At 62.3% G+C, this 25892-nt stretch carries 29 protein-coding genes; 15 read left to right on the top strand and 14 right to left on the bottom strand.

Annotated features, from left to right (window positions below; translation table 11 throughout):
* Positions 1-137: 137 nt before the first annotated feature.
* The gene (gene cckA, locus JP75_RS23910; protein ID WP_035087526.1) at positions 138-2708 is read right to left on the bottom strand and encodes a cell cycle histidine kinase CckA; all 2571 of its coding nucleotides are present in this window, start codon (positions 2706-2708) and stop codon (positions 138-140) included.
* Between the two features lie 197 nt (positions 2709-2905).
* Here cckA and JP75_RS23905 point away from each other — a divergent pair, with 197 nt between their 5' ends.
* Both JP75_RS23905 and JP75_RS23900 read left to right on the top strand, forming a co-directional pair.
* A complete protein-coding gene (locus tag JP75_RS23905; protein ID WP_035087524.1) occupies positions 2906-3451 on the top strand; it encodes an AAA family ATPase in 546 nt (181 codons plus the stop codon).
* 57 nt (positions 3452-3508) lie between these two features.
* Entirely contained in the window at positions 3509-4243 is a 735-nt protein-coding gene (locus JP75_RS23900; RefSeq protein ID WP_035087522.1) for a CPBP family intramembrane glutamic endopeptidase, read from the top strand.
* A 13-nt stretch (positions 4244-4256) separates the two neighbouring features.
* Here the strand turns inward: JP75_RS23900 and JP75_RS23895 are convergent, their stop codons facing one another.
* The 7 genes from JP75_RS23895 to JP75_RS23865 form a co-directional block, all read right to left on the bottom strand.
* Entirely contained in the window at positions 4257-4943 is a 687-nt protein-coding gene (locus tag JP75_RS23895) for a hypothetical protein (RefSeq protein ID WP_035087520.1), read from the bottom strand.
* A 9-nt stretch (positions 4944-4952) separates the two neighbouring features.
* The gene (gene flhB / locus JP75_RS23890; RefSeq protein WP_035087519.1) at positions 4953-6038 is read right to left on the bottom strand and encodes a flagellar biosynthesis protein FlhB; all 1086 of its coding nucleotides are present in this window, start codon (positions 6036-6038) and stop codon (positions 4953-4955) included.
* A gap of 3 nt (positions 6039-6041) precedes the next feature.
* Positions 6042-6812, bottom strand: a complete 771-nt coding sequence (fliR, locus tag JP75_RS23885; protein ID WP_035087517.1) for a flagellar biosynthetic protein FliR — start codon at positions 6810-6812, stop codon at positions 6042-6044.
* A complete protein-coding gene (gene fliQ / locus JP75_RS23880; RefSeq protein WP_035087516.1) occupies positions 6812-7078 on the bottom strand; it encodes a flagellar biosynthesis protein FliQ in 267 nt (88 codons plus the stop codon). Before fliQ ends, fliR begins: the two co-directional genes overlap by 1 nt.
* 271 nt (positions 7079-7349) lie before the next feature.
* Complete coding sequence (gene fliE, locus JP75_RS27150) at positions 7350-7844, bottom strand: flagellar hook-basal body complex protein FliE (RefSeq protein WP_244446396.1); 495 nt, start codon at positions 7842-7844, stop codon at positions 7350-7352.
* 20 nt (positions 7845-7864) lie between these two features.
* The gene (flgC, locus tag JP75_RS23870) at positions 7865-8275 is read right to left on the bottom strand and encodes a flagellar basal body rod protein FlgC (protein ID WP_035087514.1); all 411 of its coding nucleotides are present in this window, start codon (positions 8273-8275) and stop codon (positions 7865-7867) included.
* 15 nt (positions 8276-8290) lie between these two features.
* Positions 8291-8698 carry a flagellar basal body rod protein FlgB gene (locus JP75_RS23865; RefSeq protein WP_035087513.1) on the bottom strand — a complete coding sequence of 136 codons (408 nt, stop codon included), beginning with the start codon at positions 8696-8698 and terminating at the stop codon, positions 8291-8293.
* Positions 8699-8974: 276 nt separating this feature from the next.
* Here JP75_RS23865 and JP75_RS23860 point away from each other — a divergent pair, with 276 nt between their 5' ends.
* A complete protein-coding gene (locus JP75_RS23860) occupies positions 8975-9628 on the top strand; it encodes a flagellar biosynthetic protein FliO (protein ID WP_035087512.1) in 654 nt (217 codons plus the stop codon).
* 73 nt (positions 9629-9701) lie between these two features.
* On the top strand, positions 9702-10385 hold the full coding sequence (fliP, locus tag JP75_RS23855; protein WP_051961313.1) for a flagellar type III secretion system pore protein FliP: 684 nt from the start codon (positions 9702-9704) through the stop codon (positions 10383-10385).
* A 131-nt stretch (positions 10386-10516) separates the two neighbouring features.
* Here fliP and JP75_RS23850 read toward each other — a convergent pair whose 3' ends face one another.
* Positions 10517-10765, bottom strand: a complete 249-nt coding sequence (locus JP75_RS23850) for a hypothetical protein (protein WP_035087511.1) — start codon at positions 10763-10765, stop codon at positions 10517-10519.
* A gap of 343 nt (positions 10766-11108) precedes the next feature.
* On the opposite strand from JP75_RS23850, the gene JP75_RS23845 reads away from it, so the two are divergent.
* From JP75_RS23845 to JP75_RS26705, 3 genes are all read left to right on the top strand, one after another.
* Positions 11109-11363 (top strand): hypothetical protein, encoded by a 255-nt coding sequence (locus tag JP75_RS23845; protein WP_035087510.1) that lies wholly within the window; start codon positions 11109-11111, stop codon positions 11361-11363.
* Between the two features lie 147 nt (positions 11364-11510).
* The gene (locus JP75_RS23840) at positions 11511-11777 is read left to right on the top strand and encodes a hypothetical protein (RefSeq protein WP_035087509.1); all 267 of its coding nucleotides are present in this window, start codon (positions 11511-11513) and stop codon (positions 11775-11777) included.
* A gap of 186 nt (positions 11778-11963) precedes the next feature.
* A complete protein-coding gene (locus JP75_RS26705) occupies positions 11964-12101 on the top strand; it encodes a hypothetical protein (RefSeq protein WP_160194777.1) in 138 nt (45 codons plus the stop codon).
* Between the two features lie 32 nt (positions 12102-12133).
* On the opposite strand, the gene JP75_RS23835 is transcribed toward JP75_RS26705, so the two are convergent.
* The 5 genes from JP75_RS23835 to JP75_RS23815 form a co-directional block, all read right to left on the bottom strand.
* Positions 12134-15481 carry a tetratricopeptide repeat protein gene (locus JP75_RS23835; protein ID WP_035087508.1) on the bottom strand — a complete coding sequence of 1116 codons (3348 nt, stop codon included), beginning with the start codon at positions 15479-15481 and terminating at the stop codon, positions 12134-12136.
* Positions 15482-15687: 206 nt separating this feature from the next.
* Positions 15688-16740 carry a MotE family protein gene (locus JP75_RS25630; RefSeq protein WP_051961309.1) on the bottom strand — a complete coding sequence of 351 codons (1053 nt, stop codon included), beginning with the start codon at positions 16738-16740 and terminating at the stop codon, positions 15688-15690.
* Positions 16737-17186 carry a DUF6468 domain-containing protein gene (locus JP75_RS23825; RefSeq protein ID WP_152565972.1) on the bottom strand — a complete coding sequence of 150 codons (450 nt, stop codon included), beginning with the start codon at positions 17184-17186 and terminating at the stop codon, positions 16737-16739. Before JP75_RS23825 ends, JP75_RS25630 begins: the two co-directional genes overlap by 4 nt.
* A gap of 14 nt (positions 17187-17200) precedes the next feature.
* Positions 17201-18367, bottom strand: a complete 1167-nt coding sequence (gene fliM, locus JP75_RS23820) for a flagellar motor switch protein FliM (protein WP_035087507.1) — start codon at positions 18365-18367, stop codon at positions 17201-17203.
* A complete protein-coding gene (locus tag JP75_RS23815; protein WP_035087506.1) occupies positions 18367-18888 on the bottom strand; it encodes a flagellar basal body-associated FliL family protein in 522 nt (173 codons plus the stop codon). Before JP75_RS23815 ends, fliM begins: the two co-directional genes overlap by 1 nt.
* A 287-nt stretch (positions 18889-19175) precedes the next feature.
* Between JP75_RS23815 and flgF the strand changes: the two genes are divergently transcribed.
* The 8 genes from flgF to csgH all read left to right on the top strand — a co-directional run bounded on the left by flgF (position 19176) and on the right by csgH (position 25793).
* A complete protein-coding gene (gene flgF, locus JP75_RS23810) occupies positions 19176-19916 on the top strand; it encodes a flagellar basal-body rod protein FlgF (RefSeq protein ID WP_425277304.1) in 741 nt (246 codons plus the stop codon).
* A 14-nt stretch (positions 19917-19930) separates the two neighbouring features.
* Positions 19931-20716, top strand: a complete 786-nt coding sequence (gene flgG / locus JP75_RS23805; protein WP_035087503.1) for a flagellar basal-body rod protein FlgG — start codon at positions 19931-19933, stop codon at positions 20714-20716.
* Between the two features lie 12 nt (positions 20717-20728).
* Positions 20729-21676, top strand: a complete 948-nt coding sequence (flgA, locus tag JP75_RS23800) for a flagellar basal body P-ring formation chaperone FlgA (RefSeq protein WP_035087501.1) — start codon at positions 20729-20731, stop codon at positions 21674-21676.
* 15 nt (positions 21677-21691) lie between these two features.
* A complete protein-coding gene (gene flgH / locus JP75_RS23795; RefSeq protein ID WP_051961304.1) occupies positions 21692-22429 on the top strand; it encodes a flagellar basal body L-ring protein FlgH in 738 nt (245 codons plus the stop codon).
* Between the two features lie 205 nt (positions 22430-22634).
* Complete coding sequence (locus tag JP75_RS26700) at positions 22635-22778, top strand: glycine zipper domain-containing protein (protein WP_482764180.1); 144 nt, start codon at positions 22635-22637, stop codon at positions 22776-22778.
* A gap of 325 nt (positions 22779-23103) precedes the next feature.
* Complete coding sequence (locus JP75_RS23785) at positions 23104-24603, top strand: carboxypeptidase M32 (protein ID WP_035087500.1); 1500 nt, start codon at positions 23104-23106, stop codon at positions 24601-24603.
* A gap of 322 nt (positions 24604-24925) precedes the next feature.
* A complete protein-coding gene (locus JP75_RS23780; RefSeq protein WP_035087498.1) occupies positions 24926-25360 on the top strand; it encodes a curlin in 435 nt (144 codons plus the stop codon).
* A gap of 55 nt (positions 25361-25415) precedes the next feature.
* The gene (csgH, locus tag JP75_RS23775; RefSeq protein ID WP_035087496.1) at positions 25416-25793 is read left to right on the top strand and encodes a curli-like amyloid fiber formation chaperone CsgH; all 378 of its coding nucleotides are present in this window, start codon (positions 25416-25418) and stop codon (positions 25791-25793) included.
* Positions 25794-25892 lie beyond the last annotated feature (99 nt).

Below are 25892 nucleotides of genomic sequence, written 5' to 3'. Positions count from 1 at the left end.
AACCGACTTAGCTTTTGCAAACTGATCCACGGTTGCTTGTCCCGGTGGTCTATGCGGAGGAGAGATGGATTGCCGGGACGAGCCCGGCAATGACGACGGAGGGAGGAGCATCGAGGCTCCGCAGAAGCCGCCCTGCCCTAGCCGTCCAGCTTGTCCTGGCGCTGGAGCACTTCCTTGACCTTGGAATTGATCTGGTCGAGCGAATAGGGTTTTGGCAGGAAGTCGACGCTCTGGTCGTCTTCGATGTCGCGGCGCACGCTCTCTTCGGCATAGCCGGAGACGAAGATGATTTTGAGGTTCGTCATCTTGTCGCGAATTGCCTTAAGCATGGTCGGGCCGTCCATTTCGGGCATGACCACGTCGGAAATGATGAGGTCAACTTCGTAATCGAGGTCCTCAAGCACTTCGAGGGCTTCTTCGCCGCCATCAGCTTCAAACACTTCGTAGCCGGTGGTGCGCAGGGCGCGGGCTGAGAAGGCCCTGACGCTTTCCTCGTCTTCGACAAGCAGGATGCGTTCGTGGCCGGTAAGGTCCTTCGCCGGGGCGGAGGCGGCAGCGGTCTTGGCGGCAACCTCTTCGGCGGTCGGGACGTAGCGCGGCAGGAAGATCTTGAAAGTGGTGCCGACGCCGACGGTCGAGACCGGATAGATGAAGCCTTCGGTCTGCTTGACGATACCATAGACGGTGGAGAGGCCGAGGCCGGTGCCCTTGCCCAGTTCCTTGGTGGTGAAGAAGGGCTCGAAAATCTTGGCCATGATTTCAGGCGACATGCCGGTGCCAGTGTCTTCGACATCGATCAGGACGTAGTCGGCCGGGACCATGCCTTCGAACTTGAAGTCGCGGGCCTCGTCTTCGGTGACATTGCTGGTGCGCACGGTGATCGAGCCGCCATCGGGCATGGCGTCACGAGCGTTGACGACGAGGTTGATGACCACCTGCTCGAGCTGCACCACGTCGGCGCGGATCGGCCAGATATTGCGCCCGTGTTCGACCGAAAGCTGGTTCTTTTCGCCGATCATGCGCTTCAACAGCACCGTCAGGTCGTCGACAATCAGCGGCAGCTCAAGCACCTGCGGGCGCAGGGTCTGGCGGCGCGAGAAGGCCAGGAGCTGGCGGGTCAGGCCCGCAGCGCGATTGGCGTTCTGCTTGATCTGCATGAGCTCGGAGAAGGACGGATCGCCGGGCTTGTGCTTGAGGAGCAGGAGATCGGAGAAGCCGATGATGGCGGTGAGCAGATTGTTGAAATCGTGCGCCACCCCGCCGGCGAGCTGACCGACGGCCTGCATCTTCTGGCTCTGGGCGAACTGGGCTTCGAGTTTGCGCTGGTCGGTCATGTCGAGGGCATAGACATTGACCTGCTCGGGCGAGCCGGCGCTGACCTCGGAGGCGGAAATATAAAGACGGACGGCGCTGTCGCCTTCGACGCTGAGCTGGGCGTCGACGGGTTCGACTTCGGTGCGCTGGGCTGTGGCGTCGGACAGGGCTTTGGCGAGCTTTTCGCGGCTGCCTTCGCCGATAAGGTCGTGCAGGGGCTGGAGTTCGAGGCTCTTTTCCTCGCCGGACCAGCGGAAGATGCGGCCGAAGGGGGCATTGGTGCGCACGATGCGGCCTTCGCCGTCGAGCGTGGCGATGGCAAAGGGCGTATCGTTGAAGAAGCGCGAGAAGCGGACTTCGGCGGCGCGCAGTTCTTCCTCGTTTTCGGGGGCGCTTGAGCGATCGAGTACGAGGGTGCGGGTTTCGCCCAATTCACCATCGGCGAGGCGGGCAGCGCGATGGAGGAGACGCACCGGCAGCGCCGTGCCATTGCGGCGCACGAGGTCGATATCGATGATTTCGGTGGTGATCTCGCCATCGCGGCGGCCGCGCATGAGCAGGGTCGCGCCATCGCCGCGCACCACATCGCCGAGGCTCAATTGGCCGGCATTGAATTCGGCGAGGTCATAGCCCAGCCAATCGGCCAGGGTCGAATTGAGATATTGAATGCGGCCCTGGGCATCGGCGGAGAAGAAACCGGCCGGGGAATGATCGAGATAATCGATGGCCCGCTGCAGGTCGAGGAAGGCGGTCTCGTTGCTTTCGCGGTCGCGCGTGATGTCTTCGACGGTCCAGCCGACGACCGGCTTGCTGGTTTCATCGGTCTGCGGCAGCGGGCGCACGGCGACGCGATACCAGAAGGCGCGGTTGGTCTCGGTCTGGGAGCCGCCGAGGCCGCCGACGATGCGGATATCCTCGATGGCATTACGGCCATCCTTGGCGGCGCGGGTCAGGCGGTACATGGCTTCGCCGGCGTCGGCCTGGCCGGAAAAGAGGCGAGGGACGCTGACGGGCACGCCATTGTTGAGTGCGCCGGCAAACGTGCCATAATGGGCATTGGCATAGGCGATCTTGCCATCGCGATCGGCAACGACGATGCCGCGGCCGACCGTGTCGACCAGGGCGCGCGCAATGGTCCGGCGTTCTTCGGACGCGGCGAAGCGAAAGAGCCCGGCGGCGAGGCCGAAGAGGAAAAACACCCCGGCGACAGCAAGCAGGCCGACAAAGACCATCACCACTTCCTGCGGCAGACGATCGCCGAAGAGGGCAAAAGCGGCGGCGGCGCCGATGATGACGAGGCCAAGCGCAGCCACGCGCCAAAGGCCGGCTCCACCCCGAGGCGAGGCAACCAGCGGATCGGGATAATTGTCCTCGCCGAGCGGGGTCGTTGCCATGGGTCGAAAAACTCCAGCGCTGGGACCAATCCGCAATCAACTCGATGCCGGCCGGTCCCCAACCTGCCCCGATTCGGGACACTCCTACTGGTCTATCAAATGGGTCGCCGCCATGGGAGTGCGAAGGCGGTTTTTCACACGGCGAGACCAGCCCAAAGGCGACTTGCACCCCGTAATCTTACTCAAGGAGACCGAAAATAGACCGCTTCATCATCATTTCAGGCTGTTCGGGCGGCGGGAAATCAACGCTGCTTGAAGAACTCTCGCGCCGCGGCTTTTCGGTGATCGAAGAGCCGGGCCGGCGCATTGTGGCGTCGGAACTGGCGGGGGATGGCACGGCCCTGCCCTGGGTCGACGCCGAGGCATTTCTGCTTAGGGCTATCGCGCTGTCGCTGGAAGATCTGGAGCGGGCGCGCGCCCTGCCCGGCCTGGTTTTCTTCGACCGCGGGCTGCTCGATGCGGCTTCGGGATTGGGCGAGATGACCGGTGAGCCGGTATTGCGGCGCTATGGGGACGAGTGGCGATTCAACCCGACGGTGTTTTTGACGCCGCCCTGGCCGGAAATCTATCGGCAGGACGCGGAACGGCAGCATGGGCTGGAGGCGGCCATCGTCGAATATGAGCGGCTGCTGCGGGACTATCCGGCACTGGGATATGAGGTGGTGGAACTGCCGAAAATTTCGGTGGCCGAGCGGGCGGATTTTGTGCTGGACCGGCTCAGGCGATCTGGCCTTACCTCTTGATCTGCTTGCCAATATTTCGGCGCCGCGCTTACATGCCTCGTGGCCTGGGGCATGGATATGAGCGCGAAGATCGACCTTCCCTATTATGCAGGCGTGCCGGTGGCGATTGATGGCCGGGGCTGGCTGCTGGTGATTGCTTCGGTGATCGTAGCGTTTTTTCAGCTCATTCTGGCGCCGTTCGATACCGTTCCGCTCATCTTCGTACCGGCCGTGGTCTTTATGGGCTTGCCGCTGCTGACGCTGATGGCGGTGACCGGTTGGCGCCCGCCGGCGATCTTCCGGCCGCTGGATTTGAAACAGTTCGGCATTGGCATCGGCTTCGGCGTGCTGACGGTAATCGTTTCCGGCATTGCCGGCTTTGCCGTCGCGACGCTCTATGGGGCCTCGCCCAACGCGGCAGTGGCGGGTCTTGCGAGCTACGGCCCGGTGGATTTGCTGCTGTTTCTGGCGCGGACTTTTGTCCAGTTGATCGGGGAAGAAGCCGTTTCCATTCTGCCGCTGCTGGCTGTGTTGTGGCTTTGCGTGAGCAAGTTCGGACTATCGCGGCGCGCGGGCCTCGTGATTGCCGTGGTGGTGTCGACGCTGTGGTTCTCGGCCATGCATCTGCCGACCTATGACTGGAATGTCGTCCAGTGCCTCGGCATCATCGGTACGGCGCGGATCATTCTCACGCTCGCTTATCTCGCCACCCGCAATCTCTGGGTGTCCTCGATCGCCCATATCGTCAACGACTGGACGCTGTTCCTGACGAGTTTTGCGCTCGGCCACCTGCCCGTGGGCGTCGAGGGCTAGGCCGGCAGCGGAGCTAGAGCACCTGGCCCGTGGACATCGCGTAGCCGATGACTGCCGCGACGAGGAAGAAGAACGGTATGGCAAAGAGCAAGGCGCCGAGCACGATCAATCCGGCCCAACGCTTGCGGATTTTCGCGCTCATCGCCAGCCAGCGCGTCTGAACAATGCCGTACCAGACAAGACCCAGAGAAAGCACGGCCAGACCCCAGAAGAAGGCGGCCAGCGATTGCTCCACCCAGGCGGCGAGGCTGAACCCAATGCTGATCGATACGACGAAAGGCACGGTGGCGTAGCACTGGCTGTAAAAGGCTGGCTTGAAGGTCGAGCGCGTGATGCGGGCGCGCCGGGCAGTAAGGACCACCAGGCCAAAGGTCAGCGGGAAGAAGCTGAAGGCAATGGCGCGAAAGGCGAGGAGATTGCGCACGTCGGCGAGAAGGCCCGTCGTTTCCGGCATCGTGGGCGGCGTGATGAATGTGCCCAGCACATGGAGGACACCGAGGGAGATCAGCAGAAGGATCGGCGGGCTGACTGCGTCGTCATATTGCTGCTCCTCCGGATCCTGAAGTTCGCGCTCGGCATAGGCCAGCGAACCAAGGGGATCGCGAATGATGCGCCAGAGGGTCAGCGGATAGAAAATGACCCAGCTCACGAGTTCGTAGAGCAGTTCCTCGATTGATTTGAGGAGCTTCATGAAATCCATGAGACGGCCCTACCCCCGCGCCTTCCAGCTCTGGCCATGCTTGAGGCGCATGACGAAGCCGATGATTTCGGCGACGGCCTTGTAGTGATCGGCGGGAATGTCCTCGTCGACATCGACCGCGGCAAAGAGCGCACGGGCCAGCGGCGGGTTTTCGATGATCGGGACGTCGTTTTCCTTGGCGACGGTACGGATGCGCAGGGCCACGGCGTCGGCGCCCTTGGCGACGCATTTGGGCGCGCCCATGCCCTTGTCGTATTTGAGGGCGACGGCATAGTGCGTCGGATTGGTGACGACCACGGTGGCGTCGGGCACGGCCTGCATCATGCGCTTGCGGGCGCGCTCCTGGCGCAACTGGCGGATGCGGCCCTTCACATGCGGATCGCCTTCCATCTGCTTATATTCTTCGCGCGTTTCCTGAACCGTCATCATCTGCCGCTTCCACCATTTCTGGCGGGTGTAAAAATAGTCGGCGGCGGCGATGAAGGTCACGACGATGAGCACGGCCGTGAGGATCTTTACGCCAAGCTCCTGGAAATCCATCAGGATGATGATGGGGTCGGCCGTCATCATGGTGTCGAGGCGGTCGCGCTCGGGCCAGACCACCATGACGACGACAATGCCGACCACGGCGATCTTGAGAAGGCCCTTGCCGAAATTGACCAGCGCTTCGCTCGAAAAGAGGCGCTTGGCGCCGGCGAGCGGGGAAATCTTGGAAAATTTCGGCGTGATCGGCTCGGCCGAGAACAGCGGGCGGTGCTGCACGAGATTGGCGAGAACGCCGCAGATATAGAGGACGGCCAGCGGCGCCAGCACGGCGCCGATCATGGAAAAAGCAAGGCCATTGAAGAAGGCCGAAAAACCCGAGCCTTCGACATCGAAGCGATCGGCATTCATCATGATGATCTGCAAGGGATTGCTGATCTGCGTCGAGACCCAGGGCGCCATGGAGGCGAACACGATGGTCGTGCCGATCAGCATGAACCAGGTGGTGACCTCCTGGCTCTTGGCGACGTCGCCTTTCTTGTGGGCTTCCTCGAGCTTCTTTTGGGAAGGATCTTCTGTTTTGCTGTCCTGCTCCGGTGCGTCGTCGGACATCGACTACCCCCGCCACATAGCCAGATGATTTTCGAAGGCGGAGAGATACCACCCCATCATCATCATGAGCAAAAGAGCAAACAGAACCAGCCCGGCCAGGATATTGGCGGGCATGAGGATGAAATAGACCTGCAACTGGGGCATCAGGCGCGAGAGAATGCCGGCCCCGAGGTTGAAGACGAGGCCGAAGACGATGAAGGGCGCGGACATCTGCACGCCCACCGAAAAGGCGCCCGCGACCGTTTTCAGCGCCAGTTGCATGGCGTCTTCCGACATGATCGGCATTGTCGGCGAAAACACGTCATAGCTATCGTAGATTGCTGCCAGCGCCATGTGATGGAGATCAGTAGCGAAGATCAGCGTGATGCCGAGAAAGGACAGGAAGCTCGTAAAAACCGCGCTCTGCATACCCTGCTGGGTCGGGTCGGCCGCCATGGCGCCGGAAAGGCCGGCCTGGAAGGCGACGACGGCGCCGGCGATCTGCGTCGCCATGGTGGTGATGCGCACGATGCCGCCGATGATGAGGCCAACGGCCAGCTCATGGAACAGCAGCGCCACCATGCCCGGAATATCCTGTGGCATGGGCGGCATGATGCTGGAGAGCAAGGGATAGAGCACGAAGGTAAAGGTGAGCCCGAAAGCAAGGCGCAGCCGCATCGGGATCGTGTCTTCGCCGAGCGCGGGCATCAGCATCAGCATGGCGCCGATGCGGGCGAAGAGGATGAGATAGGTAAAGGCCGCCGCGGGCGCCCAGTCGAGGTTGAGCGTAAACATCAGCCGCCGACGATGATCATATCGACAACCCGCGTCATATAGGCCGACATGGTGGCGCCGAGAAACGGCAGCGTCAGCAACATGGTGACGAAGATGGCGATGATCTTGGGAACGAAGACCAGGGTTTGTTCCTGGATTTGCGTCAGGGCCTGAAAGAGGGCGATGACGACGCCGACGACAAGGCCGACAAGCATCATCGGCAGGGACACGATGATCAGCGTCCAGATACCCTGATTGGCAATGTCGAGGACTTCAGCGCCGGTCACGACTCAATTTCCCATGCGGTCACCCGCAAATGGTAACTGATTCCTGAATGAGCTGCGAATTCTATGCCACACGACACAGTATTCGCCGTGCATATGTGGCAGCGCTTGCAAACACGCCACGCCTGCCAGCCGGTGTCACCCCGGCCCCCGGGTCGCTTCGCGCCCGAAGATAAACTCCGGCCGGGGTCCATCCCTAGATCTCAAGATGGGACCCGGCCTTCGCCGAGGTGACAATCGAGAGTGGAGCAAGTGCGATCTAGCGCAGAGGGCCTTAGATCGGCATGCTCATGATCGATTCATAGGACTGGATCACGCGGTCGCGGATTGTCACGATGCTGTCGATCGCAAATTCGGTCTGGGACATGGCGGTGACCATGTCGACCACGTTCGCCTTGCCATTGACCATGTCGATGGCCATCTGGTCCGACTGGCGGCCCTGATCGACGACGCCCTGCACCGACTGGGCCAGCATGGCAGCAAAGTCATTGCCGCCATTGCCCGGATTTGTGCCGAGTTGCGCGCCGGGCATCGAGGCCTGGGTCAGCATGCGGGTTGCGGCATCGCTGAGCGTGGCGATGGCGGTGGGATCGGCAGCGCGACCGCTTTCGGTCACAGACTGGACCGACTGGGCCAGCATCTGCGCGAAATTGGGACCACCGGCCACGCCGGCGATGACGGCCTCCGCCTCGGGGCGGGAAACCTGCGAAGCGAGGCGGCTGGCATTGCCATAGGCCGCTGCTGCAATATTGAAGGGTGTTGACGCCATGATGATTGCCCCCAGAACCGTTAGCCGCGGAGAATGTCGAGCGTCTGCCCGAGCATCTGGCGGGTTACGGAAACCACGTTGAGATTGGCCTCATAGCTGCGCTGGGCCTCGCGCATGTCCATCGTCTCGATCAGTGTGTTGACGTTGGGGTATTGAACATAACCATTCTCATCGGCGGCCGGATGGCCGGGCTCGTAGCGATTGTTGAAGTCGCTCTGATCATAGGCCAGCTTGCCCATGGTAACGACGCGGCCGCCAAGCTCGTTGTTCATCACCGTTTCGAAGGTGGGAACGCGGCGGCGATAGGGTTCGCCGCCCGGCGTCGTCGCCGTGGAGTCGGCGTTGGCAATGTTTTCAGCGATGACGCGCATGCGGGCCGACTGTGCGTGCAGGCCCGTGGCGGCGATGCCGATAGAAGTATTGAAATCCATGGATCAGGCCCTTTCTTAAGCGGTCTTGCCGAGTGCGGTCTTCAGGATCTTGACCGATTTCTGGTAGAGGGAGGTCGCGGCCTGATAGTCCATCATATTGGTCGTGACCTTCATCATCTCGTCTTCGAGGGTGATGCCGTTTCCCTTCGGCGTGATCTCGAAATTGACCATCTTGTCGTCGGTGAAACTTGTGCCGCCGCCGATAGAGGTCGAAAAGTGCCTGGGCTGAGTCGTCGCAGTGCTGACAACCGGCGCCTGTACGACGCTGAAACGGTCCTCGAAATTGTACTGCTTCAGATCCCGGCCCTTGAAACCAGGATTGTCAGCGTTGGCGACGTTTTCGGCCAATAGACCCTGACGGGCCTGATGCCAGCGCATCTTGTCCGTCAGCGCCGAAAAGACCGGCATGTCCAGCAACCCCATCGCGACTACTCCTGAGTCCAAGTCAGATGGGCAAAACCTGCCTAATCAGGGTTAAAGAAGCGTTAATAGTGAGGCTATGCTGTCCTAAAATGCCTCGCATTCTGCATGATTGCCTGATTTGACTGGGCAGAAAATGCCCGACAGAGTCGGGATGGCCACTCTAAGGCGCCTCGCGATCTTCGATTCGCTCTCCACGCCTTAGTCTTTTGTTGTTACGCATGCCTCGCCCCGAAACCGGCGACCACTTTCGGGGGGCATGCTTAGGAGTTGGAATCAGTGCAGTTCATCACCAGCCTCTTCGGCGGAAGCGGCAATACCTACCTGACCGCACTCTTCGCCCTTGGCGCCGTCATCGTCCTGATCCTTCTGGGCGTATGGCTGCTCAAGCTGCTGTTTCGCGTATCGAGCAATGGCGTACGCGGCCGCAACAAGCGCCTCGCCATCGTTGACAGCCTCGTGGTCGATCAGAAGCGGCAATTGCTGATCGTGCGGCGCGATAATGTCGAACACCTTATTTTGACCGGCGGCGCCCAGGACCTGGTGGTCGAAGCCGGCATCGTTCCTCCAGAACCGCCGGCAGCACAGACGACGCGCCGCCCCGTGCCGATGATCGGCCGCAAGGCCAATAATGATGTGCCGGTCGCCCAGCCGAAACCCGCAGCGGCTGTTGTGACCACCGTCGCCGGCCCGGGCGCGGCCATCGACCGCGCCCGCGAGGCCAACAAGGCGCGCGAACAGGCGCCGGGCCGCTCGCTGCGCCACACAGGCCTGCTGCGCCCCGTTTCCACGCAGGACACGCTGCCAGCCGGGTATAAGCCGGACATTTCGCCCGCGCCCGCGACCGACTCAGCTACAGAGGACGCAGGACGAGCGGTTAACGAAAGCGTAACGCGTGATCACGAAGCGCAGGGCGAGAGCAACCGAAACTAGTGCTGCGCGGGCGCGCCTCAAGAAGCGCGCCCTGATCGGTCTTGCCATCGCGGCGGGCCTGACGCTGGTTGGCATGGGCGTTGCCCAGGCCCAGGAACTCTCCATCGGTTTTGGCGACGACACGGCCCTTGCCGAGCGCGCCATCCAGCTCATCGGCCTGCTCACGATCCTGTCGCTGGCGCCATCCATCCTCGTGATGGTGACGAGCTTTACGCGCATTGTCGTCGTGCTGTCTTTGCTGCGTACGGCCATCGGCCTGCAGACCGCGCCGCCGAACTCGGTGATGATCTCGCTGGCACTGTTCCTCACATTCTTCATCATGCAGCCGACGCTGGAGCAGAGCTACAACAACGGCATTGCGCCGCTGCTCGCCGGGGAAATCGAGATTTCCGAGGCCTTTGAGCCGACCGTGGCGCCGCTCCATGCCTTCATGCGCGCCAATGTGCGCGAGCAGGACCTGTCGCTGTTCTACGACCTGACCGAGGCGGAAATCCCGGCCGAACCGGAAGCCATTCCGCTGCAGCTTCTTGTTCCGGCCTTCCTGATCTCCGAACTGCGCCGCGCCTTCGAAATCGGATTTTTGTTATTTTTGCCGTTTGTCATCATCGACATGGTCGTCGCGTCGGTGCTCATGAGCATGGGTATGATGATGCTGCCGCCGGTGGTGATCTCCCTGCCCTTCAAGCTGATCTTCTTCGTGCTCGTGGACGGCTGGTATCTGGTCGTCGGCTCGCTGGTGCGAAGTTTTTCGAGCTAGAGCATGTCTCCCGAAAGTGGTCGCCGGTTTCGGGACAAAGACATGCGTAAAAACAAGGAACTAAAGCGCACGGAGCGAATCCGAAGGATCGCGACGCGCTTTAGGGCGACGAGGCGCGCTTGCAGAAACGCTCAGCTTCGCAGCCCCGACCGTGCGACCCGGACGTCATGGCCCGTCAGCCACTCCTCAACTTCCGCATCGGCGTCCGCAGGGGATAGACTCGTTCTCGCATGAACAATGGCGGCGAGTTGCTTCACCGTGTTGACCTCTCTCAGGTCGCGTTCGCTGAGAAATGGCCAACGCGCGCGCGCCAGCCGCCGCTCCTGCGCGAAATGAGCGATATTGTCCAAAGGATCATTGGCATTTCGATCGCCAAACATGAAATCACCTCGTCAGAGTTGCGGCATTCGAGACTGAGCATCGGACGACCCGCTGACCACCTCACTCATGCAAATGGCGCTTCCCGGACCGACAAAAAAAGGCAGGGCCATTGTCCTATGGCTGGAATGTCGCCCATGCGGCTCGATAAACGCTGCTGCTGCCTTGAATAGGGCGCATTAGAGGCCGTAGAGTGGACGGTACGTTTTCGGCGTCCAATGCTACCTGATCAATCCGGCGTAGCCGGTTGCTTGGCGATCCACTGAATTTTGCGAACGTTCCGACCCGGCCCCGAGCGCTGGGCGATGACCGCTATTCAATGCAATCAAATCGGAAGGCCGCACGATGACCAATGGGTTCGACTATTCTGCCGCCGCGGAGCTTTTCCCGAGCCGGGGCTACCGCGGTTCCGTGACCGTTGGCTATAGACGCTTCGGCAACGCCGCCGAGGCCGTGCGCTTCGCCATCGAAGACATGCCGTCGACGTTGCTGAAAGGTGCCATGCTGGAAGTGAACGAGCAACGCTTCAACGGCGGCGAAATTCTTGAACTCTATCAAGCGGAGAGCTATCCGCTCGGCCGCCCGGAGGCGGCGCTTTGATGGGTACCTTGCTCCCCTTCATACGACATGGCCGCGTGATTCTGGTGACATCGGCATCGAGCGAAGCGACATATCCGCGCTTTGCCCGCGAAGCCGCGCGACCAAGCCTGCCACTTCGGCCAACATTGCATGGCACGGAGACCGGCAATGATCACCCAGCCCGCTAAACGATTGGTGACGTATCGGTTTCCCTTCCAGTTGCCGGGCATGGACGAACCACATGCTCCCGGCACCTTCGAGGTGATGGTCGAGGAAGAGCAGATCGATGTGGTATGGGCGGCCAGCCGATCATCGCTGACCATCCTGCTGACCTATCCTGGGCGGATTGAAGCAATGCCGGTTAGCGCCGGAGCATTGGAAGCGTCCATCCTGCAGGATCGGCATAGCGCCGCCCGGGCGGACTCGCCCTTCTAGTCCGGCCCGGAACGGCTGACGCAAGTCATTCGCCGCGACAGGAATGCCAGTGTTGAATGGGCTCATCGAGGGTATGTCGTGATCGAGAACTACCCTGCAAATGCCTTCTGGGTCCATGCCTCACGCGGAGGCGGACGAGCAACGCTGCATCATCGGGACTGCATCTACTGCAATGGCGGAACCGGAATGAAGCGCAAACCCGCCGTTGCCGGTGGCGAAGCCGTCTGGTCCTCCTTCGGCACGATCATTGAGGCCCAGGCATTCCTGCTTCGGCTTCCTCAACTCGACAAGGCAAGCTGCAAGGTTTGCCTGCCGGCGGGCTGAAGCGGTTCGTGCGATCTTGGCGACGCCTTGCCCTATTCGCTGAGCGAAGCAACCGACCCGCCGTCTTCTTCGGTCGCCGAAATCGGCGTCAAGGCGCCCTGGCTTTCGTAGACGTCGCGATAGGCGGCGAGGAAGGTTTCGAGGCCATCGACGGCGGCGATCTGTTGGGCGACCTGGCGGAACTGGGTGCTGGTGACTTCGATCGGGCCGGTGACATAGTCGAACATCGGCCATTCAGGCGAATTGACCATGGCGTCGGAATATTTGGAGCGGAGGCGCGCCAGGCCCGCTGCGTCGTTGGACAGAGCGTAGCCGACGCCGGCTTGCAGGATGCCCATGCGGGCGGCCTTGGTGAGCGGCACGCCGGCCGGCGTTGCGCCATAAAGCTCTTCGATGAACTGGCCAGCCTGGGCGTAGCGCTTGGCCTGCCAATGGGCGTCGATGCGCATGAGCTCGACATCCTGGCCGGTGAGCTCGCGCACGAGGTCGAGCGCGAGCTGGTCGCGGCCACCGTCGAGGAGAGCCCGGGCTTCGAGAATACGGCGCTGGCGGGCGAGCGTGCCCGACAGATCAGGCAGGCGCGTGTCGTTGAGCACGCGCATGGCTTCGGCCGGCTTGTGCTCGGCAAGGTAGATGACCGCAAGGTCGGAGGCGACTTCGGTGCGGGCAACGCCGCGCAGGCGGTTGTCGAGCTGGTATTGCAAGAGTTCGGCCGCTTGCGGCAGCAGGTCGACGCGCACGAGGCGCCGCGCCAGGTTGCGGATCATTTCGTCGCCGCGAGCACCGGGCGGGGTCAACTGACGGAAATCGTAATAGATGCCGAGCGCGGCGATCGGATCGATGGAATCGGCGAGACCATTGAGGAAGAGATCGTTGAACATGCGCTGGGCGTGATCGCTCAGGGCCTGCACGTCGCGGCTTTCCGGATCGCTGGCGACGGCGGCCATGACCGATTCGAAACCCTGGCGATATTCGCCGGTGCGGAAATAGAGGTCGGCCAGCATGCCCTGCATATCGGCGCCGAGGGCGTCGCCGCGCCACAGCAGCGCTTCGGCGGCAAGGGTCTGGGCGCCGCGTACCACATCGAGCCGCTTCTGCTTATCGAGAATGCCGAGGGTGCGGTAGACCGCCTCGGCGCGGGCCGGACGGACTTCGGTGGCGATGGCCTGGCCATACATATCGATGGCGGCATCGAGACGGCCCTGCTCCTCGGCAATGCGGCCGGAGAGCAGGCTGAATTCGGCAACCTGATCGGGATTGAGCGCGGCAAAGACGACGTCGCCGATCATTTCCTGGGCCTGATCGGCATAGTGCTCCTCGACGGCCGCGCGGGTGGCGGCCAGCAGGAACTTTTCACGCGCCCAGGACGGGTAGCTGTCGATGATGGAATAGGCCTGGGTGGCGTCGGCGCGGGCGCCGGCATAGTCGCCATTCTGCGAGCGGGCAATGGCGCGCCAGAACATCGCGTCGATGTCCTGGTCCATGTCGGACCCATTAAGGCGCATCAGCGCATCCTTGGGGCGGCCGGCCATGATATTGGCGACGGCTTCGCTCATCTGGACCTTGTTGAGCACTTCTTCATTGCGCTGGGTTTCCCCGATCACCCGAAGAATACCGAGCGCTTCGTGGGAAAGACCGTTGGCGATGAAGAAATTGGCAAGGTCTAGGCGTGCCGTATCGCGGGCGCGGCCATCGCTGGCCGCGGCGGTCGCTTCCAGCTCGTCGCGCTGCTTGGCAAAGAGCGCGAAATCGGGCTGCTGCAAGGGATCGAAATCGATGAAGCTGGCGCGCTGGCTGGGGGCAGAGGACGGCAGGTCCTGTCGGAGCGTGTCGGTGGACGACACTTCCAGCCCCTCGTCCGCCGTGATGACGGCGAGGGCGTTTTCGAGAGCGACTTCGAGATTGTCGGCTTTGGGACGGATAACGAGACCGTGGACGCTCTGCAGGGCGGAGAAATCCACATAGTCGAGCGAACGGGTAATGCCGCGGGCCGGCGGATAGGCGGTGATGACGCTGAGATGGTCGCCGACCAGCGGATCCTGGAAATCATGGACGCGGCCGGGACGGACCATATTCGCGGTCATCTCGAAATCGCCGCGCATATCGCGGCGGCGGGTCAGTTCCATGGGTTCGGTCGGCGCCATCATGACGTCACCGAGCGAAAGAACCCAAGCCTGGCCTTCCGAACCGATGGTGGCGAGCCGATCCTGCGAGAGATCGATGCGGACGACCTGCGCATCGTCAATGGTGGTGACGACGAATTCGCTCGAAATGTCGGAGAGCTTTTCGAGCTCTTCGGGGAGCTGGATGGCGCTGTGCGTGTCAAAGACCAGCCAGACCGAGTCGCCGCGCCGGAAAATCGCCGAGGGCGTTTCCTGCACGAAGGGGAAGACGACGCGGACGGTGCTGCCCAGCGTCGTAACGAACGGGGTGATCTTTTCGGGATCGGTGGTGGTCAGATCGCTGCCTGCAACCACGACGCCCGGCTGCTGGCCTTCGGCGGCAGGGGCGCTGGCCGGTGCTTCGGACGCCAGTGCGGCGGCGGAAAATTCAGGGAGCCCCTCGCCCGCTATGTCGATATCGAGGACATATTGGTTGGGACCGGTCGAATAGAATCGCGGCACGACGCCGCGGCCGAACTTCATTTCGACGGCGCTGCCATCAAGGGTGACCGAATTTTTCGCCGAGACGATTTCGGACGGCAGATCGGTCAGCAATTCGCGCAGGTCGATATTGACTGGCCATTCGAAATCGATGCGTCCTTGCTCGCCAGAGAAGTCGAAGGTGCCGCCCGTTGGAATGGTCCAGTCGAACTGCAGGCGCATGAAGGTCGGATTGCGGCCGATGCGGAGGCTGGCGATCGGGTTCTGTTCGGCCACGACCTGCGCCTTGCGCCGCTGGTCGTCACGCAGCGCGATACGCTGGGCCTTCTCGGCCATTTCATCGAGCACGTCCTGCGGCAGCGGCGGCGGCGAACCCTGCCAATCGGGCGGCAGGAGATCGATGAAGAGTTTGGTGCCCGCTTCGGTGCGGTTGAAATTGAGCGTGGTGCGGAGGCCGATGCGGAGGCCGGTGCCGGCCGGATCGAGCCGCGCCACGGACAGATATTCGGGCATGATCGAGGCGACGTCAGGCAGGACGAGCGAGATCGGCTCCTGGAATTCGAGCGAGAGCACGCCATTGCTCATGCGCATGGCATAGGCAGGCATGGTGTCGCGATCCGGAAAACTGACGACGAGACGGCCGTAGCCTTCTTCCTGGGTGGCGAAGAACTGCGCCTGCTCCTGGGCCATGGCGAGCGAAACAGACATCAGGCTGACCGACAGCAAGGCCGCAGCAAGAATATTGCGTGGCCGTAGCCAACCCGGTTTGCTGGTCATTTTCACGACTTCCACCTGCCCGACGCAGTGCTGGCAACCCCGCGCACGCGGAAAAGACCAACGACATAAAGACTAGGCACAAACCTAATCGGGCATGCTTAACGTCCGATTACGCGGAGGGGGTGGAAGAGCCTCCGCGGCGACGAAAATTTGGCGTCAGGCAGGAAAAAAGCCCGCAATTTCAAGGTTGCGGGCTTCAGGGTTGCTTACTGGCCGACGATCTGCGGCAAGGCTGCGAGATCGGCCGCCTGCATCTCTTCGGGATTCTCCGAAGTCTCGGAGGCGAGTCGCACCGTCAGTTCCTGGGCCCGGACCGTGTCCATGGCGGCGAGAATCGGCGCCATCTTGCGCGGCGACATCATCTTGGCGACGCGCACCAGGATATCGATCTCGAGCTGGTTGAAGATGCCGGCCGCGTCCTTGGGCTTCATCGTCTGATACATGGAGACGATGGCGGTGAACTGCTCTTCTTCGAGCTTCTTGCGCTCTTCGACCAGGGTCGCGATCTGCGCTTCAAGGGCTTCCAGCGTCGCGGTGCGTTCATTGGCGCGCTTTTCAGCCGCATCGATGAGCGAGGCACGCAGGGCAAGTTCCTGCTCATAGGTTTCGAGCTCGGTGCGGCGTGCGGCGAGGCGATCGAGCAGAACCTGCTCGGTGAGCGTCGGGTCGGAGCCGCCGATATCGACATTGCCGGTGGGCGTCGACAATTGCGGCACGGCATCGGCCTGCGGCGGGCAATCGCCCGGCACGACCGTGAGCTGGCCACCTTCGACTTCACCGACGGGACGCGGTGCGCAGGCGTTGAAGTCGGCAACGCTATTGCTGCCGCCATGCTCGCCGCCGGCGGGAACGCCCTCGACATTGGCTTCGGCAACCTGCACCGTTTCGCCTTCGGTGGCCGGGGCGGCAGCATGCTCGCCTTCGGGCGCGGGAGGCGCCCCGTGACCCGCTTCGGCAGCGGGCGGAGCGCCGTGACCGCCAGCCTCGGCTGCGGCCTGCTCGCCGAGCGTGGGAGCGGTGTCACCCATGGTTGGAGCGGCATCCGAAAGCGTCGGTTGCTGCAGCGTTGTGATCGCGGCGGGCGCCGCGGCGCCGCCACCATGGCCGCCCGCAGCTTCGCCACCACCACCGCCGGCCGCCATGGCCGGCGTGACGCCCGAGAGAGCGTAGTGTCCCTGGGTGACCAGGCCCACCGTCTTGAGGACGAGCAGGGCTGCCACCATCAGGATAACGACAGGAAGCAGGCGGATCCGGTTCACGCGGCAACTCCACGATTACTGACGCGCGTCGTAAGCTGTTCGAGCGCGGCACGGACCTTGTTGGGCTGCTTGCCATCCATGCGGTCGGCCTGTTCGGCGGCCTGGGTGGGCGTTGCCAGCACGGGATGCTGGCGGGCAACATTGGTGAGGCGCACGATGCGCTGCATCATGGCAGCGCCGGCATTGACGTGGTTTGCCAGTTCGATGCCGAAACGCTCAGCTTCTTCGAGGCGCGAACTCAGGGTCATGTCCGCTTCGACGGCGGTGGCCTTGAGCTCCTTGATGGCCTGGTTGGCAAGGTTTGTCGCCGTCACCAGATCGCCGACCATCAGCTTGAGCGCCTCCCGGTCGGCATGCAGGTGTGCCAGGCGGCGGTTGAGAATAACGCAATAGCCCAGGGTAAGCGCCATGAGCACCGCAACCGCAGCTTCAATGAACAATCCCATCGACAAGCCCAACATCATCGACCTTCCATAGATTCATCAATCGCCTCGAATGCCGCCATTGTGACCTTGGGCGGATTGAGGGGGCGGGTGACCCGCACTGAAACGTAATTTCCGATATGGCCCATGACGGCCTCGGTCAGCTCGACATCGCCGCAGCGCAGCAGCACCGGATCGCTCGGCGAACGCTCGAACATCACAGTGTCACCGACATTGAGCGCCAGAAGGCGCGACAGCGGCAGTTCCTGTTCATGCAGGACCGCGTCGATCTCGACGTCGGCCTGGTAGATTTCCGTCGCCAGGTGCCCTTCCCAGATCGGGTCGCGGCCGAACTTTTCACCCATGAACATCTGCAGGAGCTGTTCGCGGATGGGTTCGATGGTGGCGTAGGGCAGAAGGATTTCGACCTTGCCGCCGCGATCGTCCATTTCGATGCGAAGTTCGATCAGGATCGCGGCATTGTTCGGCCGGGAGATGGCTGCGAAGCGCGGATTGGTTTCCATGCGCTCGAGCTTGAAATTGATCTGGGTGACCGGCTCGAAGGCACGCTTAGTGTCTTCGAGGATCACTTCGATGAGACGCTGGGCCAGCGCCTGCTCGATGGTCGTATAGGGACGGCCCTCGATGCGCACGGTAACGCCGCTGCGGCGACCACCCAGAAGCACGTCGATCATCGAATAGATGAGGTTGGAGTCGACGGTGAGGAGGCCGTAATTCTCCCATTCCTCGGCCTTGATGACCGAAAGAATGGCCGGCAGCGGGATGGAATTGAGATAGTCGCCGAAGCGCACCGACGAGATGGAGTCGAGCGAGACTTCCACGTTGTCGGAGGTAAAGTTGCGCAGCGAAGTCGTCGCCAGACGCACGAGGCGGTCGAAGACGATTTCGAGCATCGGCAGACGCTCGTAGCTGACGAGCGCATTGTTGATGAGCGCCTGGACGCCGCTCAGCTCGACATTGCTTGCCGTGGCCGCATCGAAGCCGAGGAGATTGTCGATCTCGTCCTGATTGAGCACACGATCCACGCCGCCATCGGCAGCAGCATCCTGGCTGGCCTTGAGCATGGCGGCCCAGTCTTCTTCGCCGCCATCCTCGCCCGGGATATCGAAGGAAGAGCTCGCGGCGTCGATGGTATCGAGGCCCCAGTCTTCCGAGAGTTTGTCTTGATCGGAAGGACCAGCCATCACTGCACCAGGATTTCCTTGAAGAGAATGCTTTCGATGCGCGCCGGGTAGACCGCGAGATTGACGCGGCGCAGCAGTTCTTCCTTGAGACGATAGACGCCGGCCGAGCCCTCGAGGTCGGACTTGCGCAATTCGCGCATATAGACCTGGAAGGCGTCGATGACCTTGGCAAGCCGCGGCTGGATCTCGGTCATCATGGCCTCATCGGCCACTTCGAGCGCCACCGTGAGCTTCATGTAGTTCTGGACGCCGTCGACGCTCTGCAGATTCACCATCATCGGTTCGAGATTGAAGATGAAGGTATCGGGAGCCCCTGCCCCGTGCTCGCCGGCTGCGCCGGCCTCGGCAGTCGCGCCATGCCCCTCCGTAGCCGCCGGAGCAGAGCTACCCGAGGACATGAAGAAGAATAGGCCGGCACCGGCCAAGAGGACTACGACAACCGCAGCACCAATGATGATGAAGAGCTTGTTTATGCCCTTCTTGGCTGGCGCTTCACCGCCAACTTCCGCTTCCGTCGCCATAATGCCCCCGCAAAGGATAGTCGTGAGACCAGACGATTCCGGCCGCACGTCCACCTAATGCCATCTTGGTTAATGACTGGTTACTTTTGGCTCCAACCCGGCAAGTTCTGCCGAGCAGTTATTGCCGCCAGCCCCAAAGCGTCCCCGGCAGAATTAACCCAGACCCCAAGATAAGATGTTGAAATTACACGTCTTGTTGATCTGGCATGGTTTCTGCAATTCGAGAAGCGAGGCGGCAGGCTTGGGGAAGCAGGCCATCTCGGGGACTTACGAAACCGGGGATCGAGATGATCGAGAACGCACAACTCATAAGCCTGTCGCGCCAGATGGCGCTGCAGCGCCACATGGACATGGTGGCGAACAATATCGCCAACGTTAACACGACGGGCTTCAAGGCCGAACAACTGCTGTTCGAAGAATACAAGATGCCAGTCGCGGCCCATGGCGACTTCTCGGGCGACGATCGTACTCTTTCCTATGTCCAGGACTGGGCAACCATCCAGGACTTCTCCGATGGCGCCATGGTTCAGACCGATGCGCCCCTCGACCTTGCCATCAGCGGCGAAGGCTTCTTCACGGTGCAGACGGCAGCGGGAGAACGCTGGACGCGCGGTGGCGCCTTCCAGATCAACAATGAAGGCACGCTGGTCGACCTTTCCGGCAATCCGGTCTTGGGCGATGGCGGCCAGATCCAGTTCGGCCCCGAAGAAACCGACATCCGCGTCGGTGCCGACGGCTCGATCTCTTCCAGCGCCGGCGCCAAGGGGCGCCTCCGCATCGTCGAATTCGAAGAAGTCCAGGCGCTGACCCGCGAGGGCAATAACCTGATGTCCGGTGGCACGCCGATCCCGGCCACCAATTCACGCGTGCTGCAGGGCTTTACCGAAAAGTCCAACGTCTCGGGCGTGGCGGAAATGGCGGAAATGATCCGCGTGACCCGCGCCTACGAATCCATCGCCTCGCTGGGCCAGAAGCAAGACGACATGCGTCGCGATGCCATCAAGCGCCTCGGCTCCGTTTCCGCCTGACATTAGGACCCGCCATGAAAGCTCTCTACATCGCATCGACCGGCATGAGCGCGCAGGAACGCAATGTCGAAGTCATTTCCAACAATATCGCCAACATGCGCACGCCGGGCTTCAAGCGCCAGCGCGCCGAGTTTGAAGACCTGCTCTACCAGCAGATTTCCCGCGCCGGGTCGCAGACCTCGGACCAGGGCACGTTGGTGCCGGCGGGCCTTGAAATCGGCTCGGGTGTGCGCACTGTCGCAACGCCGCGCGTGATGAGCCAGGGCAGCGTCAACCCGACCGAGCGCGAACTCGACGTCGCGGTGCGCGGCGAAGGCTTCTTCATGGTCGACCTGCCCGACGGCCGCACCGCCTATACCCGTGACGGCTCCTTCGAGCGCAATCAGGACGGCACGCTGGTCAATTCGAGCGGCTACGAAATCTCGGGCGGCATCACCATTCCGGGCGATGCAACCGGCGTTTCGATCTCGCCCGACGGCACCGTGGAAGCCTTTGTGGGCACGGGCGGCGATGCCGTCCAGCTCGGCCAGCTTCAGGTGGCCCGCTTCGTGAACAAGTCGGGCCTGGAATCGATGGGCGACAACCTGTTCCTCGAAACCGGCGCCAGCGGCCCGGCCCAGATCGGCCTGCCCAACGCCGATGGCAATGGCAGCCTGCTGCAGAACTATCTGGAAATGGCCAACGTCAATTCGGTGACCGAAATCGCCGACCTGATCGCCGCGCAGCGCGCTTACGAGATGAACGCTCGCGTCATCTCCGGCGCCGACCAGATGATGCAGGCCACGAGCCAGCTCCGGTAATAGGAGGCAGGATTGAGCCACTTTTCCAAACTGGCCCTGGTGAGCATGCTTTCGCTCACTGCCGCCACCGCCGAGGCAGCGCCCGCGCTGCGCGGCGACATTACGGTGACTACCCAGGTCGTCACCGTGGCCGACATGTTCGATGATGCCGGCCCGCTGGCCGAGACGGCGATCTTCAGCGCCCCGGCTCCGGGCACGACGGGCAAGGTGGATATTTCAGCCATCCGCGCCGCTGCCGCCCGTATCGGCATCAACAGCTTCGAGGCCAATGGCCTTTCGGCAGTGAATGTGACGCGTGCCGGCATGATCGTGGATGAAGCCCAGCTCAAGGACCTGGTGATGGCGGACCTTTCGGCCCGCGGCCTGCTGGGTCCCGGCGTCAACACCACGGTGCAGTTTTCGCGCTTCATCGACCCCATCCAGGTTTCGACCGGCGGTGTCGCCGTGCGGCTCGATGGCCTGCGCTATACCGCGGGCGGCCGGGAATTTTCGGCCCGCTTCCTGCTTGCGGACAATAGCCGCGTGCTCGACCTGACCGGCACGATCGACATGACGGTGGAAATGCCGCATCTGGCGGCCAATCTGCCGGCCGGCACGATCCTCCTGCCTGAGCACATCGTCATGAGCCCGGTGCCGGCAGGACAGGCCAATGCCTATGCTTTCGCTCCCATCGAGCAGCTTGTCGGCATGGCGCTCAACCGCCAGAGCCGCGAGGGCATGCTGCTGCGTCTTTCCGATGTCAGCGCGCCCCTCGCCGTCGCCAAGAACGACCTCGTGACCATCATGTATCGGCGTGGCCCCCTGACCCTGACGGTCAAAGGCCAGGCCATCACCGGCGCCAGCCGCGGCTCCAGCCTGCAGGTGCTCAATCTCATGTCCAAGCGCGTGATCAGCGCGACGGCCGTTGCGCCGGGTACGGTCGAAGTGACCGGTGCACCCGTGACGCTCGCCGGCCTCTAATCGGGATCGAAAGCTATGAAGACCTTCAAGATCGCCACTCTTCTTACCCTGACGGTAGCGCTGGCCGGCTGCAACACCATGGACCGCCTCGCCAATGTCGGGAACGCTCCGCCGCTGACGCAGATTCAGGACCCGACGACGCTCGCCGGCTACCAGCCGGTCCGCATGCCGATGCCGGAACCGATGGCCGACACTTATCAGTCGAACTCGCTCTACCGCACCTCTGCCCGCGGCTTCTTCAAGGACGAGCGCGCCCATCGCGTCGGCGACATCCTGACCGTCAAGGTCCTGGTCGACGACAGCGCCAAGATCAGCAACACGACCAACCGTAACCGGTCTTCGACCAATTCGGCCGGCATGGGCGGCATCTTCGGGGCGGCCGTGGACAACCTTTCGGGCGGCACCATCGACCCGTCGGCGGCCATCGACCTGACCTCGGGCATCAACGATGCCGGCGCCGGCTCGGTGAACCGCTCCGAAGCACTCGAAACCTCGATTGCCGCGGTGATCACCCAGGTTTTGCCCAACGGCAACCTCGTGATTGAAGGCCGGCAGGAAGTGCGCGTGAATTTTGAGGTTCGCGACCTGATCGTCTCGGGCATCGTGCGCCCGTCGGACATCCAGGCGAATAACACCATCGCCTCGACCAAGATCGCCGAAGCCCGCATTTCCTACGGCGGCCGCGGCCAGATCACCGACGTGCAGCAGCCGCGCTACGGCCAGCAGGTCCTCGACGCGATCCTGCCCTTCTAAGAATTACAGAATTCGGCGGCGCGTCGTCCCCATTGCGTGCCGCCGTTCCCCCGGGCCGATCCAGAAGGGTCGCCCGGCCGATCGGCAGAAGCCATACGGCCTATACGAGGCGCAGCTCCCCGGCTGCGCCTCTGCCCTTTTTGGGGAACCGCATGTGATCCAAGGGGTTCGGCTTTTGGGGACCAGCAAGGATAGCGACATGAGCATGGCTATGGGCATTGCAATCGGGGTGGGCATCGGCGCTGCGATTGGCGCGGCAATCGACAATCTGGCACTGGGGGTTGGAATCGGGATTGCGATTGGTGCGGGGATGGGCGCGGCGTTTGGAAAGCGGGACGAGGAGAAGTAGTTCCCCTTTTGGACGATTTGCCCTCACGCGCCGGCCCCAACCGAATTCGCCATAGCGAATTCGGTGGCACCTCCCCCTTGACGGGGGAGGTTGGGAGGGGGTGCGGGAGCCACAAAAGTCGAATGCGTGAACACCCCTCCCCAACCCTCCCCGTCAAGGGGAGGGTGTCCATCGAGTGCTTGGCAGCTTCGTTCCCTGTCGGCTCACCGTGTCAATTCTACGAAAACCGGAAGCTCTGTTTTCGTCGGAATGAGATCGAGCGCAGCAACCTTGATCCCCTGCCCCGCCTATGGAAAACATCTCCCGACCTTTAGGAGACTGATCCATGTCCTTCCAGAAACTCGATTCCCTCGGCCGCAAGCTGGAGGCGCTCGAGCACGCGCTGTCCATTCTCGGGGCCGACGAGGCGACGCATATGGCGGTGGGGGGTGGCGACAAGCGCGCCGAGGCCATGGCGAATCTGGCCGGCATGTACCACGCACAGGCAACGGCGCCTGAGATCGGCGAGTGGATTGCCAAGGCCAAGAGCGAAGATCTCGATGCGGACCAGAAACTGGCCGTGGGCGAGTTCGAGCGCAGCTATATCAATGCGACGTGCCTGCCCACTGAGTTCGTCGAGCGGCGGACGGCGGCGACCATGCGTTCGGAGCAGCTCTGGCGTGACCTGCGGGCCAAGGGCGATTGGGACACGTTTCTGCCGGCGCTCGAAGGGGTCGTGGCGCTGGTGCGCGAAGAGGCACAGTTGCGGGCCGATGTGCTCAAGCTAGAACCCTATGATGCCCTTATGGATCAATATGATCCGGGCAATCGCGTAACCGGGATCGATCCGATTTTTGCGGATTTGAAGAGCTTCTTGAAGGATTTTGTGCCCGAGGCTTTGGCGGTGCAGGAGGAGCGGTTGGCCAAGCGCCCTCGCAAGGCGTTGAACGGCCCCTACCCGATCGAAAAGCAGCGCGAACTCGGGCTCGCCGCCATGCGGGCGGTGGGCTTTGATTTCACTCATGGCTCGCTGGCCGTATCGCATCACCCCTTCTGTGGCGGCGTGCCGACCGACGTGCGCATGACCACGCGCTATCGGACGGACGAATTTTTGTCCTCGCTGATGGGCGTGCTGCATGAGACCGGTCATGCGCTTTATGAGCAGGGCCTGCCCAAGGACTGGTCGCACTGGCCGCTGGGCAAGGCGCGCGGCATGGGCATGCATGAAAGCCAGAGCCTGTTCGTGGAAATGCAGCTCTCGCGTAGCCCCGAATTCTGGGAATACCTGCTGCCACTGGTCGGTCAGCATCTTGGCGAGGATGCGATTCCCGGCTGGGAGATCGCTGACATTCTTAATGAGGTGAACCATGTCGAGCGCGGCTATATTCGCGTCGACGCCGACGAGGTCACCTATCCGCTACACGTTATCCTGCGCTACGAGCTGGAACAGGAGCTGGTGTCGGGCAAGCTGGAAGCGAGCCAGATTCCGGAGGCCTGGGACGCCAAGATGACGGAATATCTCGGGATTTCGACCGTCAACGATCCCAAGGACGGGCCGATGCAGGATGTGCATTGGCCGGGTGGCGCCTTTGGATATTTCCCGAGCTATACGCTGGGCGCCATGATCGCGGCGCAGCAATGGGCGGCGATGGAAAAGGCCGTGCCCGATGCGCGGGCGCAGATGCGCCAGGGCGAGTTTGGGGCGATCAATCAGTGGCGCTCGGACAATATCTGGCAGGCCGCATCGCGCTATTCGACGCCGGACCTGATTACGCGGGCGACGGGCGAGCCGCTCAATGCCGATTTCTTCAAGGCGCATTTGAAGCGCCGGTATGGTCGGGTTTGAGGTTTCTTAATTCTTGCCACACCCACCGGATCGGCACCTCCCCCTTGACGGGGGAGGATGGGAGGGGGTGCGGGAGCCACGATTTCTGAGCGTGTGAACACCCCTCCCCAGCCCTCCCCGTCAAGGGGGAGGGTGTCGCACCGAGCTATCTAAAACCTCGTGCGAACAACCACTTAGACCCGTCCTCAGAATCATTTCCGCATTTTCCAGACGATGAACGAATTCTGAATCCCGGCTTCAGATGCCGTTCCGGATCGCTCCCCTAAAACAGTCTCCATCAACGACGCGGTCGGAGGGACCGCAGCAAACCAGGAGACTTCAAATGATCCGTAAGTTCATCATCACCGCCGTTGCTGCCACCGTTATCGCCGCTTCGGCAGCCCCCGCCATGGCCGGCGGCATCTTTATCGACCAGACCGGTTTCGGTAACTCGGTCGGCGGCGGCCAGTCCGGCTGGAACAACACTTTTGGCGCCAAGCAGACCGGCTGGTGGAACAGCGCCGTGAGCCAGCAGTATGGCGGCAACAATGTCTCGGCCATCGGCCAGCAGGGCAATAACAACTACGGCGACGTCTATCAGAACGGCTGGAACAACCAGGGTGGCGTCGGCCAGTTCGGCAACAACCACACCGCGGTCGTCACCCAGGACGGCAATGGCAATGTCGCCGCCGGCGTACAGGTCGGCAACAATTGCAACGCCAATGTCACCCAGCATGGCTCGGGCAATGTGACGGCCTTCGTGCAGGCCTGCCCGTAACCTCTGCGAAGCGGGGCCGGCGCCGCCGGCCCCTTCCATTCATCAGGAGGACGACATGCTTCACCCATTCATCCAGACCACGATCGCGGCCGCCGCGGCCATTGCTGCCGTCGGTTTTGCCGCCAATGCCAATGCAGCAGGCGGCGATTTTGCCTGTGGCGTCATCAGCAAGACCCAGGGCGGCATGCTCGCCCTTGAGGGAACACTGGTGAGCCCCACTGCCCTGACGGGCGAATATCGCTTTGCGCTCAAGAGCGCCGGCGGTGGCGGTTCGACCAATATCAGCCAGGGCGGCCAGTTTTCCGCCGCGCCCAATGCCGAAATCTCGCTCGGCCAGGTGATGATCAACGCCAATTCCAATGTGAGCGTGGATTTCACCGTGACCGCCAATGGCAAGACGTTCGACTGCTCGCAGACCGCGACGCGGACGTGAGCGCATTCCAGTTCGTTGCGTGCCCCGCGACGAAGCGGGTCGGGATGACCTTCCCCTGACCCAAGACCTGCCCCGGCTTCGGCCGGGGCTCTTTTTTTG

This window comes from Devosia riboflavina, from assembly GCF_000743575.1.
GTDB lineage: Bacteria > Pseudomonadota > Alphaproteobacteria > Rhizobiales > Devosiaceae > Devosia > Devosia riboflavina.
This window is presented reverse-complemented; position numbering and strand designations above follow the sequence as displayed.